At 65.5% G+C, this 16,634-nt stretch carries 21 protein-coding genes; 13 read left to right on the top strand and 8 right to left on the bottom strand.

Annotated elements, in window-relative coordinates; all coding sequences use genetic code 11:
* Nucleotides 1-3: 3 nt before the first annotated feature.
* Together BM167_RS03415 and BM167_RS03410 are read right to left on the bottom strand one after the other, a co-directional pair.
* Nucleotides 4-465, bottom strand: coding sequence for a DUF7311 family protein (locus BM167_RS03415; RefSeq protein ID WP_092888738.1), 462 nt, complete (start codon nucleotides 463-465; stop codon nucleotides 4-6).
* A gap of 1 nt (nucleotide 466) precedes the next feature.
* A complete protein-coding gene (locus BM167_RS03410) occupies nucleotides 467-970 on the bottom strand; it encodes a DUF7310 family coiled-coil domain-containing protein (protein WP_092888735.1) in 504 nt (167 codons plus the stop codon).
* A gap of 75 nt (nucleotides 971-1,045) precedes the next feature.
* On the opposite strand from BM167_RS03410, the gene BM167_RS03405 reads away from it, so the two are divergent.
* On the top strand, nucleotides 1,046-2,131 hold the full coding sequence (locus tag BM167_RS03405; protein ID WP_092888732.1) for a tubulin/FtsZ family protein: 1,086 nt from the start codon (nucleotides 1,046-1,048) through the stop codon (nucleotides 2,129-2,131).
* A 64-nt stretch (nucleotides 2,132-2,195) separates the two neighbouring features.
* On the opposite strand, the gene BM167_RS03400 is transcribed toward BM167_RS03405, so the two are convergent.
* On the bottom strand, nucleotides 2,196-3,545 hold the full coding sequence (locus tag BM167_RS03400; protein ID WP_092888729.1) for an alkaline phosphatase family protein: 1,350 nt from the start codon (nucleotides 3,543-3,545) through the stop codon (nucleotides 2,196-2,198).
* A 315-nt stretch (nucleotides 3,546-3,860) separates the two neighbouring features.
* Here BM167_RS03400 and BM167_RS03395 point away from each other — a divergent pair, with 315 nt between their 5' ends.
* Genes BM167_RS03395 through BM167_RS03385 form a run of 3 tightly spaced genes read left to right on the top strand, consistent with a single transcriptional unit; the run spans nucleotide 3,861 to nucleotide 6,534 of the window.
* Nucleotides 3,861-4,307 carry a DUF5788 family protein gene (locus BM167_RS03395; protein ID WP_092891069.1) on the top strand — a complete coding sequence of 149 codons (447 nt, stop codon included), beginning with the start codon at nucleotides 3,861-3,863 and terminating at the stop codon, nucleotides 4,305-4,307.
* Nucleotides 4,304-6,052: a DNA polymerase/3'-5' exonuclease PolX gene (polX, locus tag BM167_RS03390; RefSeq protein ID WP_092888725.1), complete on the top strand. Its 1,749-nt coding sequence runs from the start codon at nucleotides 4,304-4,306 to the stop codon at nucleotides 6,050-6,052. Before BM167_RS03395 ends, polX begins: the two co-directional genes overlap by 4 nt.
* On the top strand, nucleotides 6,052-6,534 hold the full coding sequence (locus BM167_RS03385; protein ID WP_092888722.1) for a Mut7-C RNAse domain-containing protein: 483 nt from the start codon (nucleotides 6,052-6,054) through the stop codon (nucleotides 6,532-6,534). Before polX ends, BM167_RS03385 begins: the two co-directional genes overlap by 1 nt.
* Before the next feature lie 16 nt (nucleotides 6,535-6,550).
* Here the strand turns inward: BM167_RS03385 and BM167_RS03380 are convergent, their stop codons facing one another.
* Nucleotides 6,551-7,417: a cell division protein CdpA domain-containing protein gene (locus BM167_RS03380; protein ID WP_092888719.1), complete on the bottom strand. Its 867-nt coding sequence runs from the start codon at nucleotides 7,415-7,417 to the stop codon at nucleotides 6,551-6,553.
* A gap of 175 nt (nucleotides 7,418-7,592) precedes the next feature.
* Between BM167_RS03380 and BM167_RS03375 the strand changes: the two genes are divergently transcribed.
* The 3 genes from BM167_RS03375 to BM167_RS03365 all read left to right on the top strand — a co-directional run bounded on the left by BM167_RS03375 (nucleotide 7,593) and on the right by BM167_RS03365 (nucleotide 9,137).
* Entirely contained in the window at nucleotides 7,593-7,874 is a 282-nt protein-coding gene (locus BM167_RS03375; RefSeq protein WP_092888716.1) for a DUF5789 family protein, read from the top strand.
* 16 nt (nucleotides 7,875-7,890) lie between these two features.
* Nucleotides 7,891-8,580, top strand: a complete 690-nt coding sequence (locus BM167_RS03370) for a CPBP family glutamic-type intramembrane protease (protein WP_092888713.1) — start codon at nucleotides 7,891-7,893, stop codon at nucleotides 8,578-8,580.
* A gap of 107 nt (nucleotides 8,581-8,687) precedes the next feature.
* Complete coding sequence (locus BM167_RS03365; protein WP_092888710.1) at nucleotides 8,688-9,137, top strand: DUF302 domain-containing protein; 450 nt, start codon at nucleotides 8,688-8,690, stop codon at nucleotides 9,135-9,137.
* Between the two features lie 42 nt (nucleotides 9,138-9,179).
* Here BM167_RS03365 and BM167_RS03360 read toward each other — a convergent pair whose 3' ends face one another.
* The 3 genes from BM167_RS03360 to BM167_RS03350 all read right to left on the bottom strand — a co-directional run bounded on the left by BM167_RS03360 (nucleotide 9,180) and on the right by BM167_RS03350 (nucleotide 12,034).
* Nucleotides 9,180-9,497, bottom strand: coding sequence for a DUF7344 domain-containing protein (locus BM167_RS03360; protein ID WP_092888707.1), 318 nt, complete (start codon nucleotides 9,495-9,497; stop codon nucleotides 9,180-9,182).
* 119 nt (nucleotides 9,498-9,616) lie between these two features.
* Complete coding sequence (nreA, locus tag BM167_RS03355) at nucleotides 9,617-10,882, bottom strand: DNA repair protein NreA (protein WP_092888704.1); 1,266 nt, start codon at nucleotides 10,880-10,882, stop codon at nucleotides 9,617-9,619.
* A gap of 168 nt (nucleotides 10,883-11,050) precedes the next feature.
* Nucleotides 11,051-12,034 carry a transcription initiation factor IIB gene (locus BM167_RS03350; protein ID WP_092888701.1) on the bottom strand — a complete coding sequence of 328 codons (984 nt, stop codon included), beginning with the start codon at nucleotides 12,032-12,034 and terminating at the stop codon, nucleotides 11,051-11,053.
* Nucleotides 12,035-12,152: 118 nt separating this feature from the next.
* Here BM167_RS03350 and rnhA point away from each other — a divergent pair, with 118 nt between their 5' ends.
* Together rnhA and BM167_RS03340 are read left to right on the top strand one after the other, a co-directional pair.
* The gene (rnhA, locus tag BM167_RS03345; RefSeq protein ID WP_092888698.1) at nucleotides 12,153-12,746 is read left to right on the top strand and encodes a ribonuclease HI; all 594 of its coding nucleotides are present in this window, start codon (nucleotides 12,153-12,155) and stop codon (nucleotides 12,744-12,746) included.
* Entirely contained in the window at nucleotides 12,739-13,317 is a 579-nt protein-coding gene (locus tag BM167_RS03340; protein ID WP_092888695.1) for a DUF7108 family protein, read from the top strand. Before rnhA ends, BM167_RS03340 begins: the two co-directional genes overlap by 8 nt.
* Nucleotides 13,318-13,336: 19 nt before the next feature.
* Here the strand turns inward: BM167_RS03340 and BM167_RS03335 are convergent, their stop codons facing one another.
* Complete coding sequence (locus BM167_RS03335) at nucleotides 13,337-13,696, bottom strand: PadR family transcriptional regulator (protein ID WP_092888692.1); 360 nt, start codon at nucleotides 13,694-13,696, stop codon at nucleotides 13,337-13,339.
* A gap of 300 nt (nucleotides 13,697-13,996) precedes the next feature.
* Between BM167_RS03335 and BM167_RS03330 the strand changes: the two genes are divergently transcribed.
* From BM167_RS03330 to BM167_RS03320, 4 genes are all read left to right on the top strand, one after another.
* Complete coding sequence (locus BM167_RS03330) at nucleotides 13,997-14,530, top strand: inorganic diphosphatase (RefSeq protein WP_092888689.1); 534 nt, start codon at nucleotides 13,997-13,999, stop codon at nucleotides 14,528-14,530.
* A gap of 174 nt (nucleotides 14,531-14,704) precedes the next feature.
* Nucleotides 14,705-14,839 carry a hypothetical protein gene (locus tag BM167_RS18850; protein ID WP_281244618.1) on the top strand — a complete coding sequence of 45 codons (135 nt, stop codon included), beginning with the start codon at nucleotides 14,705-14,707 and terminating at the stop codon, nucleotides 14,837-14,839.
* Nucleotides 14,840-14,946: 107 nt separating this feature from the next.
* On the top strand, nucleotides 14,947-15,867 hold the full coding sequence (locus tag BM167_RS03325; protein WP_092888686.1) for a rhomboid family intramembrane serine protease: 921 nt from the start codon (nucleotides 14,947-14,949) through the stop codon (nucleotides 15,865-15,867).
* A 1-nt stretch (nucleotide 15,868) separates the two neighbouring features.
* Nucleotides 15,869-16,633, top strand: coding sequence for an endonuclease V (locus tag BM167_RS03320; RefSeq protein ID WP_092888683.1), 765 nt, complete (start codon nucleotides 15,869-15,871; stop codon nucleotides 16,631-16,633).
* The last annotated feature ends 1 nt before the right edge of the window (nucleotide 16,634 follow it).

The following is a 16,634-nucleotide window of genomic DNA, read 5'->3' as shown; positions in this document are numbered from 1 at the left end:
CTCTCAGACCGACCGAACGACGACGACAGGCGCTTCGGATTCGGAGAGAAGCGAAATCGAGAGGGTGTGCGTCCCGGAGTCTCGGAGGACGACCGGTCCGTCGGGCGTTCGGAGGGGGACCGGAAGCGACAGTCGTCGCTCCGTCTCCCGTCCGCCGGAGAACGCGTACGTGAGGACGGGACGCGACTCCGTCTCTTCGGGTCTGCCGCCGACGGCGACGTACGAGAGGTCCGCGGCCGTCCACGAACGCGCGGGGAGAGAGAGACGGACGGTTCGCCGCGGGGCCGTCGAGAGCGACTGCGTCGGGTCTTCGCCGTACGCGAGCGATTCGGTCGCTCGGACCACCCGCTCGGCGTCGGCGTCGAGACTCGCCGCCACGCGCTCCGTGCGGGCGTCTTCGACGGCCGGGAGCGCGGTTGCGAGAAGCGCGGCGGTGACCGCGGCGGCCAAGAGGAGGCGAATCACCTCAGAGCGCCTCGCGCAGGCGCGCCGCGAGGGAGTTCGCTTCGTCTCTTTCGGTCGCAGACGTTCGGTCCGTCGCCGCCGTCTTCGCGTCGTTCTCTCTCGGTCTCGCGTCGTCGGAAATCTCGTCTACCGGGAGGCGTTCGACGACGAGGCCGGACTCCTCGGCCATCGACGATTCGAGGCGTTCGACCTTCGCGAGGGCGGCGTCCGCCCGTCGTTCGACCGACTCATCGACGGCTTGCACGCCGCCGAGGAGGCCGCGCACGGCGTCGAGTTCCGCTTCGAGCGTCGCGACGCGCTCTCGCAACGCTTCGAGTTCGGCATCGACACCGTCGGCCACCTCTCTGTCGCGCGAGTCGGCCGCGTCGGCCGCGGCGGCGTCGTCACGTTCGGACCGGTGGACGTCTGCCGGGGGAACTGTTCCGTCGTCCGTCGTCACCGCGCGTTCGACGGCGTCGAGACGGGAGGCGAGCGCGTCCACGTCGTGCGTCGAGTTTCGAGCCATGCGCCGACTGGCCTCGTCATCAGACTTAAACGACAGGTGGGGAAGGTTGAAGGTCTCCAACAGCAAGCGGTGGGTATGAAGACCGTCCTAATTGGTGTCGGGCAGGCGGGTGGAAAGCTCACCCGGGAACTGGCCGATTTCGACTCCCGAATGGGTTTCGAGGCAGTCCTCGGAACTCTCGCAGTCAACACCGCGGAAGCCGACCTCCAAGAACTCCCGTTCGAGACGGTGTTGATCGGACAGGACCGAGTGAAGGGCCACGGCGTCGGCGGCGACAACGAACTCGGCGCGGAGGTCATGCAGTCCGACAGCCAGGAAGTGCTCGCGTCCCTCGAAGGGCGAATCACGGCCGAAGCGGAGGCCATCTTCGTGGTCGCCGGACTCGGCGGCGGGACCGGAAGCGGCGGCGCGCCGGTGCTCGTGAAGGAACTCAAGCGCATCTACGACGTGCCCGTCTACGCTCTCGGCGTCCTCCCCGGGCGGAACGCGGGCGCGATGTATCAGGTGAACGCCGGTCGGTCGCTGAAGACCGTCGCGCGCGAGGCGGACTCGCTTCTGTTGGTCGACAACGACGCGTTCCGCTCCTCCGGCGAGAGCCTCGGCGAGGGGTTCGACGCCATCAACCGAGAGATAGCCCAGCGAGTCGGCCTGCTCTTCGCCTCGGGCGAGGCCGTAGAGGGCGTCGGCGAGAGCGTCGTCGACTCCTCGGAGGTCATCAACACGCTCCGTTCCGGCGGCGTCGCCGCGCTCGGATACGCGTCCGGCGAGTCCGCCGACACCGCCGAGGGGAACATAAACACGGTGATGAGCACGACGCGGCGCGCGCTCATGACGGGGACGAGTCTGCCTGAGGCGAGCAGAGCCGACGCCGCCCTCCTCGTCGTCGCGGGCGTCCCCGATCAGATACCGCGCAAAGGCGTCGAACGCGCCCGGCGATGGCTCGAAGACGAGACGGGGAGCCGCCAAGTCCGCGGGGGCGACTTCCCGCTTCAGAGCGATCGAATCGCGTCGCTCGTCCTCCTCGGCGGCGTCGAACGCTCCGACAGGCTACAGCAGTTCATGGAGCGCGCGAAGGAAGCCCAGAAGGCGGCCGAAACCGAAAAACAGCGGGGCGACCCGGCGGAGGCGTGGCAGAACGACGAACTCGAAGACCTGCTCTGAGACGCCGCGGCGTCCCTGTTGTCCGTTCTCGTTCGAGCGCGTCGGAGTCGAACCGCGCCGTCGATTACTGGTTGAGGAGGCTCGCGCCGTCGAAGTCGGGGCGGCCGTACTCGACTCCCATCAGGTCGAGAACCGTCGGTGCGATGTCGTAGAGGTTGGCGTCCTCGATGCTCGCGTCGGAGTCGTCGATGTAGAGCGACGCGTCGTCGAAGCTGTGCATGCCGTTTCGCGGGCCCTGCCCGAACACGTCGTCGTGGCCCTTGAATCCGGACTTGAGGTCGAAGCCGTTGTTCGGGATGACGACGAGATCGGGCGCGATTTCGTCGTGGTCGCCGCGGAACGCGTCTTTCTTCTCGACGACGCGGGCGGCGACCTTGTTGCCGTCCGGGCCTTCGAGGGTTTCGAGCATCTCTTTCAGTTCGTCGCGGCGTTTCTTGTACTCGTCTTCGGGGACCGCACCGCGCGGTTCGCGGCCTTCGAGGTTGATGTAGAACCGGCCGGGGATGAGCGAGTACGCCGTGGTGTCGTCGGAGATGTCGGCAAGCTGTTCGTGGTCGTCGTCCTCGTAGGAGAGCCACCCCTCCTCTTCGAGGAGCGCGTTACAGTGAACCTCGTAGTCGAGCGAGGTGAAGCCGTGGTCGGAGGCGACGACGAGCGTCACGTCCTCGGGGAGCATCTCGCGAATCTGGCCGAGATAGTCGTCGACCTTCTTGTAGAACTCCACGAACGCCTCCTTGTTCTCGCCGTCGCGTTCGTAATCCTTGAAGAGGAAGTGGTTGACTCGGTCCGTCGTCATGAAGACGCCGAAAAAGAGGTCCCAGTCGTCCTGTTGGAGGTAGTGCGAGAACGCGTCGAACCGCCTGTCGAGCGTCTTGTGAGCGTTCTCGACGAACTCGCTTTTGTCGTCTTTGTGCCCGAGTTTCGCGTTCACGTCGATGATGTAGTCCATCGAGTCGAGTTGGTCGCGGAACTCGTCGGGGTAGGCGGCCTTGTCGACGCTGGGCGAGAGAAAGCCAGAGACCATGCGCTGGACGTTTCGCTGCGGGGGGAACGTCACGGGCACGTTCATCACGGTGGCGTTGCGCCCGGCCTCGGTGACGCGGTCCCAGAGGCGCGTCGCCTGCACGTCGCGACCCATGGGGACGTACGTGTCGTACGACCCGTTCTCGCGGTCTTGGAAGCCGTAGACGCCCGTCTCGCCGGGGTTGACGCCGGTCGTCAGCGCCGGCCAACAGGCCGACGACTCGGGGGGGACGATGCTCTCTATCTCACCTGCGCTCCCCTCGTCGGCGAGACGAGCCATGTTGGGGAACTCGTCGGGGTTCTCAGAGAGGAGACTAAACGGGACGCCGTCGATGCCGATGAAGGCGACGCGCGGTTCGTCCTTACCGCGCAGTCGGTCGAACAGACCCATAGGGTTCCGTACCGGGGTTACGCATAAGAAGGTTCTTCTACTTCCGAACGCCTGCCGTCGGCTACGACGGACTGCATGCGGAGGCCGTCGATACCGTCACCGGATCGGGAGATGCGCGCCGAAACGCGATACACGGGAGTCCGGCCCGTTCGGTGCGGAGAAACCGGTCGTCAGTCGGATCCGGCCTCTCCGGAAGAAGCCGACGGTGTAGCTCCGACTCTCCGGTCTCGTCTCCGCGTCTCGCCGCCGTCTCACCCCCGACTGCGGAGGGCGAAGGAGCGAAGTGCCGCGCGGCCGTACACCGAGGCGATACCCGTGAAAGAGTTCGAGCGAAAGCAGTTACTCGAACGCGCCAACCGCGAGGGGGCGACGGTGGGCGCGGACATCCCGGACGCCATCGACGTACAGGGCGAAGAGGTGGAACTGCAGAGCTTCGTCTTCGAGATAAAGCGCCGCGACACGATTCCCGACGGCGAGAGAGAGCGAGTCGAGCAGGCGAAGCGAAACCTCCGGCGAGAACGCCTCGAACGCCTCCAGAAAGTCGAGGACAACGAGGTGAGCTACGAAGAGGGCGAGCAACTCGTCGAGAGCATCATCGGCATCGACCGGGCGCTGAACGCCCTCGAACAACTCCGCCCGAAGGACCTCGAAAAAGAGGAGCAGATGCAGGAGACGGCGGACCAAAAGCGCTGGATGAACTTCCTGAAGCAGGCGCTGGGCCGCGACGACGCGAGCAGTAAGCGTCGGGGTGGCCGCCCGTGAGTCGGAACGCGGAGGTGGCCGCCCTGTTCGAGGAGTTCGCCGACCGACTCGAAGCCGACGGCGTCGAGTACAAACCGAACGTCTACCGCCGCGCCGCGGACAACATCCGCGCGCACGGCCGACCGATAGAGGGACTCGCCGCGGAGGGTAAAGAGACCGTAGAGGAGATAGACGGCGTCGGCGACGCCATCTCCTCGAAGGTCGTCGAGTACTTCGAGACCGGAGAGATAGCGGAGTTGGTCGAACTGCGCGACGAGATGCCGGTCGATATACAGGCGCTGACGGGCGTCGAGGGCGTCGGACCGAAGACGGTCGGAACGCTGTACGAGACGCTCGGAATCACCACGCTCGACGAACTGGAGGCCGCCGCCGAAGCGGGCGAGATTCGCGAGGTCAAAGGGTTCGGACCGAAGACGGAGGAGAATATCCTCTCGAACGTCGCGTTCGCCCGGCGGGCCCAAGAGCGCGCGCGTCTCGGGGACGCCCGCCCCCTCGCGGACGACGTGCTCGAACTGCTCCGCGGCGAGGCGGCGGCGTCGCAGGTGGAAGTCGCGGGCTCCATCCGCCGGTGGCGCGACACCATCGGCGACGTGGACGTGTTGGTCGCGAGCGATGACGCCGACGCCGTCGTGGAGGCGTTCACCGGGTGGGACGGCGTCTCGACCGTCATCGAATCCGGGCCGGAGAAAGCGAGCGTCCGCGCGAACGGCGTCCGAATCGACCTCCGCGTCGTCGTCCCCTCGGAGTACGGCGCGGCCCTGCAGTACTTCACCGGGAGCAAGAACCACAACCTGAAGCTCCGGAACGTCGCCATCCGACGCGACCTGAAGATGAACGAGTACGGCGTCTTCGACGTGAGCGACGTGGACGACCCCGACGCGGGGCAACGAGTCGGCGAACGCGTCGCCGGTGAGACGGAAGAGTCGATGTACGCGGCTCTCGACCTGCCCCTCGTGCCGCCGGAGTTACGCGAGGACACCGGCGAGGTGGAGGCCGCCTCGGAGGGCGACCTGCCGGAACTCCTCGAAAGCGGAGACGTCCGCGGCGACCTGCACACGCACACGAACTGGTCCGACGGGCGGAACTCCCCCGAGGAGATGGTCGCCGCCGCGGAGGCGCGCGGATACGACTACTACGCGGTGACCGACCACGCCACCGGCCCGGGGATGGTCGGCGGCGTCGGACTCGACGACGACGAACTGAGAGAACAGATGGACGCCCTCCGCGAGGTTGCGGCCGACGCCGAACTCGAACTCCTCCACGGCGTCGAGGCGAACATCGGCGCCGAGGGCGACATCCCGACGAGCGACGACGTGTTGGCCGAGTTGGACGTGGTGGTGGCCTCGCCGCACGCCGCACTCGACCAAGACCCCGACGCGGCCACGGACCGACTCGTGCGGGCGGTCGAACACCCCGCCGTCGATATCCTCGGTCACCCGACGGGCCGTCTCATCAACGACCGGGCCGGACTCGATATCGACGTTCGACGGGTCGCGGAGGCGGCGGCCGAACACGACGTCGCACTCGAAATCAACAGCGACCCCGCGCGACTCGACTTACACGGCGGCCCCGCGAAGACGGCCGTCGAGGCGGGTGCGGCCATCGCCGTCGATACCGACGCGCACCGACCGGACACGCTCGGTTACGTGCGGTACGGCGTCCACACCGCCCGACGCGGGTGGTGCGAACCCGCGGACGTGGTGAACGCGTGGGCCCTCTCTGACCTCCGGTCGTTCCTCCACTGATGGTCGGGGACGCGGAGTCCGGTCCCGAAGAGAGCCTCCTCGTGGACGCGATGCTCGGCAAACTCGCGAGATACCTGCGGATGTGCGGCTACGACGCCGCCTACGTCCTCGATAGCGGCGACGACCCCGGCGACGAGAGACTCCTCGAACGCGCCGCGACGGAGGGTCGAACGCTCGTCACGCGAGACGAGCAACTCGCCCGGCGCGCGAGAGAGAGCGTCCTCCTGCGCACGAAAGACATCGAAGCGCAGTTGCGGGAGTTCCGCGACGCGGGGTACGACCTGACGCTGAGCGACGACCCCGTCCGCTGTGGGTCGTGCAACGGCGTCGTCGTCCCCGTCGGCGACGGGGATGACGTGCCGGAGTACGCGCCGGACGCCGAGGAGGCGAGACGCTACCGGTGTCGCGACTGCGGACAGGTGTTCTGGCGGGGGAGTCACTGGACGGACGTCGCGGAGCGACTCGACGGATTAGCGGAGTGACGGAGAGAAAAACGGTTCAGCGCGGCGTCCACTCGTCGCAGGGGTCCATGTCGTCCATCAGTTCGTCGTGACGGCCGCAGTACGGTTGGATGCCCTCGTCGGTTCTGACGTACTCGAAGTGGTCGCAGTTGCCGCAGTAGGTGTCTGCGGGCGTCGACTGCGGTCGTCCGCCGGAGGCGGAGTCCATCGGCGAGGAGAGAGACTGCGCGTCCGTGCCGCCGTCGGAGAGCGATGCGGCGGAGGCCGGAGAGGAGTCCGAACGCTGCCTCTCCGACGCCGCGGCGGTCTGGGTGTCCACGTCGCCGTCGGGTTGGCCGCCGAGGAAGCCGATGCCGCCGAGTCCGCCGCGGGAGCGTTCGACTTCGACGTAGCGCGTCTCGCCTTTCTTCGTCACCTCGACGGTGGCGGTTCCGCCGGGGTCGTTACGCGTCTTGAAGTTGGCGACGCCGACGAACAGACACCAGAACGTGGTGATGGTGCCGAGGAAGTAGACGGCGACGGTGGGAAGCGTCAGTTCCGTCAGTCCCTGTCCGCAGGTCGCTCCGGACCACTGACACGGGTACGCGTGAGAGAAGAGGACGACGCCCATGAGCGCGATAGCCGCGCCGACGACGGCGGCGGCCTTGGTCAGACGGCCCGACGGAAGGACGGCGAAGACGCCCAAGAACACCGCCGGGACGCCAACGCCGCCGAGGATGCCGCCGAGTTCTCGGACGTCGCCGAGCGTCGTTCCGGCACCGATGAGAAGGTCCGTCGAGGCGACGACGATTCCGGCGACGACGAGGAGTGCGCCGACGAGGAAAAGCCCCAGTCCGAACGTCAGTCGCCGGAGGCTCGGCCCCGAACGCTCCCCCCCGTGGTACACCTCCGAGAGACTGGTCATGGCGGGGTTTGAACCTCGAACCACAAAACGGTGCGTCAGACAGACGTACGACGACTGCGAGACGCCGCCCGCCGCGGTGCGTGACCCGCGGGAGCGGTGGGGCCCGCAGAGCGGGTACGCGGCGACCTGAAACGGTGTCGAAGGGATTATTGCCGGGGATGGCAAATTTCGGGGTATGGCTGACGAGGAAGAAGACGAGGGACCCGTCGTCGAACTCGGCGAAGAGACGCCCGTCGAAGGGCAGCCGATAGCGCGAGTCGCGTCTCGACTGACGTGGCCCAAGCAAGCGAGTTGGGTCGAACGTCAGGAGGGCGACGCCGTGATTCGGACGCCGTCCGGACCGCAGACGCTCTCTGACGTGCTCGACCGAATCGACGAGACCTATTTCGACAAGCGCCAGACGTTCCTCGAAGAAGTCCGGTCGGTCGTCGGGAACGGGCCCGTCGAGACGGAGTAGGCGGCGCCTCCAGACGGTGTTCGGACATCGAACGCTCCGCGATTCGCTCGCACGCCTCACGTGGGTCCAGCGGTCCCTCCTCGTCGGATTTCTCCTGACGGTTCTGTGGGGGGTCTGGACCGTCCCGTCGTCGGACCTCACCTACCGCGTGGTCCGCGACCTTATCGTGTTCGTCGTCTTCCCGGGAACGCTCGCCATCACGCACGGCCGCAGTCTCGGGTGGCGCGTCGACCGAACGGTGCTCCGAAACACCGCGCTTCTCGCCCTGTTCGTCCTCCCGTTCTACCTCGTCGGGTCGTCGCTCCCCTCGGTGCGGGCGTACTATCCGATGTGGGGAACGACCGCCGCACTCGGCGACTTCCTACCGCACGCTCTCAAGCAGTTGCTCGTCGTCATCGCGGCGGAGACGTACTACCGGGGACTGCTCTGCGTCGGCGTCAGCGACGAACTCGGGTTCAAGAGCGTGTTCATCAGCCCCCTCGTCTACGCGTTCCACCACATCGGAAAACCCCCCATCGAACTCCTCCTTTCGGGGCCGACGGACGTCCTCTTCGGCGCGGTGGACTACGAGAGCGACTCGATTCTCCCCTCCGTCGTCGCGCACGGAATCGGTCTCTGTCTCCTCGATTGGTTGGTCTTGCACGACCCCCTGTTGCCGCCCGAACGGGTCGTCGGGTGGTTCCGGTGGCTGCAGATTCCGTTATAGATAGCCCGTTCGACGCGCGAGAGAAAGAGTCGCGACGACGCTCGACCAGTAGTGCGCGCTCGATACACTCCCATAGCTTTTCGCCCGTACCGCCCGAACCGTCGAGTATGGCACTACCGTTCGACCCCGAGAGCCTCGATTCCGACGACATCGGCGAGAAGCGAGCGACGCTCCGGATGGACCACGAGGAGGCCGTCGAACACGTCCGCGAGGCGTTCACCGACGCCGGGTTCGGCGTGGCGACGGAGTTTTCGCCCTCGGACCTCCTCAATGAGAAGGTGGACGCGGACCGAGAGCCGTACTACGTTCTCGGCGCGTGCAACCCCGAGGTGGCGGACAGGGTCTTGGACGCGAGCGACGGCCGGATGGGCGCGCTGTTCCCCTGCAACGTGGTCGTCTGGCAAGAGAAGCCGGGCGTTCAGACGGTGTACCACGTCAGTATCATGCGAATCGGGCGACTGACGGGCCTTGCACCCGACGACGAGACGATGGCGGAGATAATCGAGCGAACCGGCGAGCTCGCGGAAGAGGCGTACGCGAACCTCGATTCGGAGTAATCGACGCCTCGCCGTCGTTCGCCGGACGAGGCGGCGTCGGCCTCAGTCGTCGAACACCGCGTTCAGAATCCGCTCTATGTCGTGAATATCCGCTGTCAACGCGACGTGGTCTTCGTCCTCGTGGAACGCGACGATGTCCTCGGAGACGAGTTTCGGGATGTGGACGTGGTGAAGCGAGAGGAGAACCGAATCGATGTGGTCGTCCGAGAGGTCCTCGTCGGGGAAGTCCGTCTCCCGCATCGCGACGTCCGTCGCCAGTGCGTCGAGCGACATCGGCGTCTCGTTCTCCTTGAGCGATAACAGAACCAGTAGGCGACGCGCGTTCGCCAACGCACCGAGTGCTCGGGCTTCCTTATCCATGGGTCTGTAATCGCGTTCGAGAGATGGCGCTACGGGCACAGTCTCCATGCCCCATATTATACCTTTTGTCGTGGGTCCCACGGCGCGGTTCGGCGTCGGACAGCGGGGAATCCGGCGAGTCAAGAGAAGTCGGCCAGATTCATCTGGAGGCCCGACGCCATCGTGGACTTTCGCCGCAGGTCGCCGAGCGAAACGGGGAGATACTCCGCGACCTGCCCCACGGCGGCGGCGAACGACTCCGCCTCCGCGTGGTCGCCGTCGAAGGCGTTCCGAATCGACTCGCGGACCTGCCAGACGCCGACCGGACCCCAGTAGTCGTCCGAGACGTGCCTGACGACGAGTGCCTTCCCCTGTCGCCCTCGCTCTCTGAGATGTTCGAGGACGCCGAGTCGGGACGCGTGGTACGCGCCCGCGGTCTCCTCTACGTATCCGGTTCGACCCTCGAACCCCTCGCGGTCGGCCGCGAGCCACATCCCCGCGTCGGGGTCGGGGTTCCAGACGCTCCCGGGCGCTTTCAGTTCGACGAGTTCGTACTCCCAGTCGCCGGGGGCGAGAATCACCCAGAAGGCGTTGCCGAGGAATTCCTCGCGGTGAATCTCGACGGCGTTCACGCTCGGGTTCGTCCGGATTCCGCCGCGAAGGAACTTCCCGACGGTGTCGTCTACGGCCGTAATCGACCACCGCGTCGGGACGAGTTTCCTGTTTTTCCCCTGTCCGAGAGCGCCCGCAGAAAGGATGGTGTTTATCTCGTAAACGTCGAATCCGCGGCGGTAGAGGTAGTTCATCGCGCCTTCGGCGTTCCAGTCGTCGTCTTCGAGCGTCTTCTCGACCGGGCGGGGGACGTGGGGGTTCTCCGCGAGGTCGGCCGACTGCGCTCTGGCGCGGGGGCCGGTCGGCGTCGCGATGTCGTTTTCGGTCACGTCGAAGTCGATGTCCGGCGTCCCGTCGAGGCCGATTTCGACGCTCACCGGCCGGTCGGCGATGGCCACCTCGCGTTGGACGCCGAGAAAGCCGTCCCACGCGTCGTGTACCTCGACCGAGTTCGTCGTCTGATTCGAGTTCAACAGACTCGTCCGCCGTTGGAACACGTCGTCGATGCTGACGCCCTCGTCGTACCACCCGGCGGACGTCTCGAACTGCGCGGCGTCTTCCTCGTGACCGACCGGCGAGAGGATGCCCGTCGAGACGTTCGGGTAGTTCGAGGTGCCGACGAAGATGGAGGGCGAGACGCTCCCGAACAGCGAGTCGCCCTGCACCGTCTCCTCGAACCGGTGTTGGAACTGTTCGAGGTGGTCGAGGATGTCGTAGGACTTCTCTTGGGCGAGGCGGCGACGCTTCGCGCGTTCGCCCTCGGCTTCGAGGTCCATGTACTCGTCGAGGCGCATCCTAGTCGCCGAAGCTACGTCGGCCAGTCGTTTGAACCTGTCGCGCGCGCACGCGCTAGCCGACGGCGCGGCGACGGGGTCGCGGGCGAAAACGGAGTCGCGTCGCGTCGAAGCGTTCGGCCGGACGGGGCGGCGTCGCGGGGTCGAAAGCGGAAGCGAGTCGGGGCCTCAGCCGTGGATGCCCATCGCTTCGATCTGCTCTTGGTAGCGGTTGCGGATGGTGACCTCGGTCACCTGCGCGACGTCGGCGACTTCGCGTTGGGTCTTCTTCTCGTTGCACAGAAGCGACGCGGCGTAGATGGCCGCGGCCGCGTACCCGGTCGGCGATTTCCCCGAGAGCAGTCCCTTCTCGGCGGTCGTTTCGATTATCTCGTTCGCCTTCGATTGGACCTCCTTCGAGAGGTCGAGTTCCGAACAGAAGCGCGGGACGTACTTCTTGGGGTCGACCGGTTTCATCTCCAAGCCGAGTTCCTGGGAGATGTAGCGGTACGTTCGGCCGATTTCCTTCCGTTCGACACGAGAAACCTCGGATATCTCTTCGAGCGACCGGGGGATGCCCTCCTTTCGACAGGCGGCGTACAGCGCGGAGGTGGCGACGCCCTCGATAGACCGCCCGCGGATGAGATCCTCGCTCAACGCGCGGCGGTAGATGACGGACGCGACTTCTCGGACCGACCGCGGGACGCCGAGTGCGGAGGCCATCCGGTCGATTTCGGAGAGCGCAAACTGGAGGTTGCGTTCGCCCGCGTCCTTCGTGCGGATTCGCTCTTGCCACTTGCGGAGGCGGTGCATCTGCGAGCGTTTCCGCGAGGAGATAGACCGTCCGTAGGCGTCTTTGTCCTTCCAGTCGATGGTCGTCGTCAGTCCCTTGTCGTGCATCGTCTGGGTCGTCGGCGCGCCGACGCGGGACTTCTCTTGACGCTCGGAGTGGTTGAACGCGCGCCACTCCGGTCCGGGGTCTATCTGTTCTTCTTCGATTATGATGCCGGTCGGTTCGTGGATGAGTTCACCGTCGCCCGTGCGAACGAGGTCCTCGTCGTCGACCTCGTCTAAGTCGATCTCGTCCTCCTCTTCGTCGTCGACGTTCTCGTTTTCGCCCTGCCATCGCGTCCGTTCAACATCTCGCTCCCGCTGGCGGGTGGGCCGTGTCATCGCATTTATATAGTCCACGGTGGCTGACACTTAAACTCTGGGGCGCACGAAACAGAACGTTCGGCGGCGGCGAACTCCGGAGCGAACGCGATTTAGGGACGCTCGCAAACGTACACGTATGCCGACTGTCGACTGCGACCCAGAGGAGGCCCGGCGGCGACTCGAAGAGTCCGGCGTCGAAGTCGAACCGGGGAACACGGAACACGAGCGATGGCGGGCGACGCAGGGTGACGCCACCGCCGTCGCCTACGACGGAAAAGTCGTCGTACAGGGCGCGCGACCGACCGACCTCCTCGCCCGACTGGAGTCTCGCGGGGGCCGAGCGCACGTCTACTTCGACGGCGCGAGTCGCGGCAACCCCGGGCCGGGGGCCATCGGGTGGGTCATCGTCTCCTCGGACGGAATCGTCGGAGAGGGCTCCGAGACTATCGGGGAGACGACGAACAACCGCGCGGAGTACGAGGCGTTGATTCGGGCGGTGGACGCCGCCTCGGAGTTCGGCTTCGACGAGGTGGACGTTCGCGGCGACTCCGAACTGATCGTAAAGCAGGTCCGCGGCGAGTACGACACGAACAACCCCGAACTCAGAGAGCGTCGCGTCCGCGTGCGCGAACTTCTCGAACGGTTCGACAGGTGGTCGCTCGAACACGTGCCGCGGGAGATAAACGACCGCGCCGACTCACTCGCAAACGAGGCACTCGACCATGCGTGAGGACGATTCGGCGGCGGAGAGAGAGGACCCGCCCGAGGACGCCGTAGACGAGATAGAGCGCCTGACGCGACTCGCCCGGGGCGCGGCGGACGAAAACGAGAGGGCCGCCTACGAGGACCGCCGAGAGACGATTCTCGACGAGTTCGCGTTCACCCCGCGGGTCCGCGAAGACGACGAGACGCTGGTTCTGTACCCCACCGAATGGGTCGAAGACGGGGTCGTACAGATAGACCGTATCGACGACGTAGACCGGGGGATAGAGCGTCCCCTCCGAACAGACGCCGGCGACGAAGGCGAGTTCGCCGCGGTGGAGAGCCACAACTCCGCTATCGTCGATGCGGTCGAAGACGCCCACGGCCCGGTGCACGCGGCGAACGCCCGCGTCTTCGCGGACTTCATGAGTAACCACTACGTTCGGCGTATCGAGTCGGCGTCGCGGAAAGAAGTACAGGAGTTTCTCGACGAGTACTACCTTCGAAACGCGTGGCCGTCGGAAGACCAGTCGTCCGTCGTCGACGAGAGTCTCGAACTGACGTTCGACGTCGCCGGAACGGACGTGCCCGGATTCTGAGTTCCGCCGGCGGACGCCTCTACAGGTACGAGTCGACGAGTTCGCGAACTTCGTCGGCGCGCGTCTCGTCGGTGACGAACTTGCCGAACATCCAGTCGAACCGGTCGAGAACGGCGTCGTGGCCCTTCTCGGTCAGTTCGTACTGGTTGGTCCGCTTGTCGAGTTCGCTCTTCTCGACGAGTTCCATCTCGACTAAGTCGTCGAGGTTGGGGTACAGACGGCCGTGATTGACTTCCGTGCCGTAGTACTCTTCGAGATGTCGCTTGATAGCGAGCCCGTACATGGGTTCCTCGGCGAGTATGACGAGGATATTCTGTTGGAACGCGGTGAGGTCCCGCGCGATGCCGGAGATGTCGGTAACCGTTTGTGCCTCTGACATGGTAGGAAAAATGTCATCAAGCTATTTAACACTTCTCAACTCCTGTCGGGTTTCCACCGCTCGTCCGTCGAAACCGGGTGCCTCACCCGGGTTACGATGTGTATATCTTTCGACGCCGGGGGCCATTTTTGGACGGTTATGTCAAAAAATGTTCGTCATTCGATAATCTCCCAGTAATATCTGTGGGTGTTTATCTGAAATACGTTATTACTCGGAGTCGAGAACGAACGACGCGAAGAGTCTTCGGGTCGCCGAGGGCGATGCGAAAATACTTTGCCCGAGTTGGGTGTGCTTGCCCTCATGGCGAATCTCTGGGAAGACATGGAGACCGGTCCGGACGCTCCCGACGAAATCTACGCCGTCGTCGAGTGTCTGAAGGGCGAACGCAACAAATACGAGTACGACAAGGACATCCCGGGCGTCGTACTCGACCGAGTCCTCCACTCGAACGTCCACTACCCCTCGGACTACGGATTCATGCCGCAGACGTACTACGACGACGAGGACCCGTTCGACGTTCTCGTCCTCGTCGAAGACCAGACGTTCCCCGGGTGCGTCATCGAGGCGCGTCCGGTCGCTCTCATGGAGATGGACGACGACGGCGAGAAAGACGACAAAGTCATCGCCGTCCCCGTCGAAGACCCCCGCTACGACCACGTGCAGGACGTCGACGACCTGACCGACCAACAGAAAGAGGAGATTACGGAGTTCTTCGAGACGTACAAGAACCTCGAAGCGGACAAGGAGACGGAGGTTCTCGGCTGGGAAGACGCCCAAGCGGCGAAAGACGCCGTCGAACACGCGATGGACCTCTACGAAGAGAACTTCGCGTAACCGCGCCGCCGAGAGACGGACGACCGCCGTTTTTTGCCCCCGTCGAACCCGCGAGCATCGAGTCTCGTCGCCCGACGCCGCGAGGGCGATTCGCTGCGGTTATCTCTCCGTCCGAAACGATGTGTTATGCGCATGGGTAATTATTTCTGCGTGAAGCCGGTAGTCGAAACCGAGATGAGCGTCGATAGCGCGTTCCCCGGCATAGACCACGTGACGGTCGTTCCGACGAACTACCGGCCGGACGACTCCGAGGGCGACGGCGAGAGAGAGACCGACTCCGGAGAGACGCCGGCGACAGACCGACGGTGACTCCGGGTCGGACGGCCTCCGCCGCCCAGAGCATCTCTGGGCAGTCGTTACTTCGTCTTCGCGCGCGAGGGGAACCCCTTTTATCGCGCCGGAAGTAACTCTCGGTAATGGCTACCTGCGACGAGTGCGGGAAGCACGAGAACCTCCCGTACCAGTGCCGACGGTGTGGGAACTCGTTCTGTGCGGAGCACCGCCTCCCGGAGAATCACGACTGTCCGGGGCTGTCCGAGTGGAACGACCCATCGGGAGTGTTCGACAGCGGTTTCGACGACTCGGTCGAGAGCGAGGGGAGTCGCGCCTCGAACGTCGTCGACCGCCTCACCGGGACGGGCGGCCCGCTCGGTTACTTCCGCGGCAACATGGCGTACACCTTCCTCGGCCTGATGTGGATCACGTTCGCGTTGGAGTTTCTCGTCCTCTTTACGCTCGGCGGGCAGGCGTTCGACGCGCTGTTCACGCTCAGTTCCCGAAACCCGCTGTACGTCTGGACGTGGGTCACGTCCATCTTCGCGCACAGTCCCGCCTCGTTTTTCCACATCGTCGGTAACAGCATCGTCCTGTACTTCTTCGGTCCCCTCGTCGAACGGTACGTCGGGTCCAAGAAGTTCGCCGCGCTGTTCGTCGTCAGCGGAATGGCCGCGGGCCTCGCGCACGTCGGGTCGGGGATGCTCCTGAACCCCGGGGTTCCGACGGCCGTCCTCGGCGCGTCGGGCGCGGTGTTCGCCATCCTCGGCGTCCTGACGGTGTTGAACCCGAGCCTGAAGATCTATCTGTACTTCCTCATTCCGGTCCCGCTTTGGCTCTTCACCGTCGGGTTCGCGCTTCTCTCTACGGTGTTTTTCCTCTCGCCGGGCACCGCCGGAGCGGTCGGACAGGGCAACGTCGCACACTTCGCACACCTCGTCGGCCTCGTCATCGGTCTGGCGTACGGTCGCCGGGTGAAAGGCAAACAGCGGGTCCCCAACAGCCTCCAGTTCGGAAGCGGCGGCGGTCCCGGCGGCCCAGGAGGCCCCGGCAGGCGGTTCTGAGATGCTCCCGACCCGTCCCGAGTTCGTCCCCGACGCCTCGCAGTCGCGCGCGGAGATGGAGTCGATGCAGTTCGACGTCGCGGACGCCGCGACGTGGGAAGACGACTTCCCGTTCGACGCCGAGGCCGTCGGACTCGCCGACTGGGCCCCCGACGACGCCCCTCTCGTCGCCGGGGTGGACCAGGCGTTCCTCGACGAGAGCGCGGTGAGCGTCGTCGTCGTCATGCGCGGAGGCCGCGTAATCGAACGCGCGTCCGCCGTCGTGGACCTCGAAATCCCGTACGTTCCGGGGCTTCTCTCCTTCCGCGAGGGGAACCCGATTCTCGCCGCGTTCGAGGAAGTAGAGGTGACGCCGGACCTCGTCGTCTTCGACGGGAGCGGTCGCATCCACTTCCGACAGGCGGGGCTGGCGACGCATCTCGGCGTCGTCCTCGACGTGCCGAGCGTCGGCGTCGCAAAGAGCCTCCTCTGCGGGACGCCCCGCGAGTCTGTAGACGGCAGACCCGCCGGGTGGCAGACGGATATTATCGCCGACGGGAGGGTCGAAAACGCCGCCTCGGAGGAGGTCATCGGCCACGCCTACCAGTCGCGGCAGTACGCGAACGAACCCATCGTGAACCCGCTGTACGTCAGTCCCGGGCACCGCGTCTCGGTGCCGACGGCGACGGACCTCGTCGCGCGACTCTGCGGCGACTACAAACTCCCGGAACCGACGCGCACGGCGGACAAATACGCCGACGAGGTGAAGTCGTCCGTCCGGGGATAAG

Source organism: Halopelagius inordinatus (assembly GCF_900113245.1).
GTDB classification, from domain to species: domain Archaea; phylum Halobacteriota; class Halobacteria; order Halobacteriales; family Haloferacaceae; genus Halopelagius; species Halopelagius inordinatus.
This window is presented reverse-complemented; position numbering and strand designations above follow the sequence as displayed.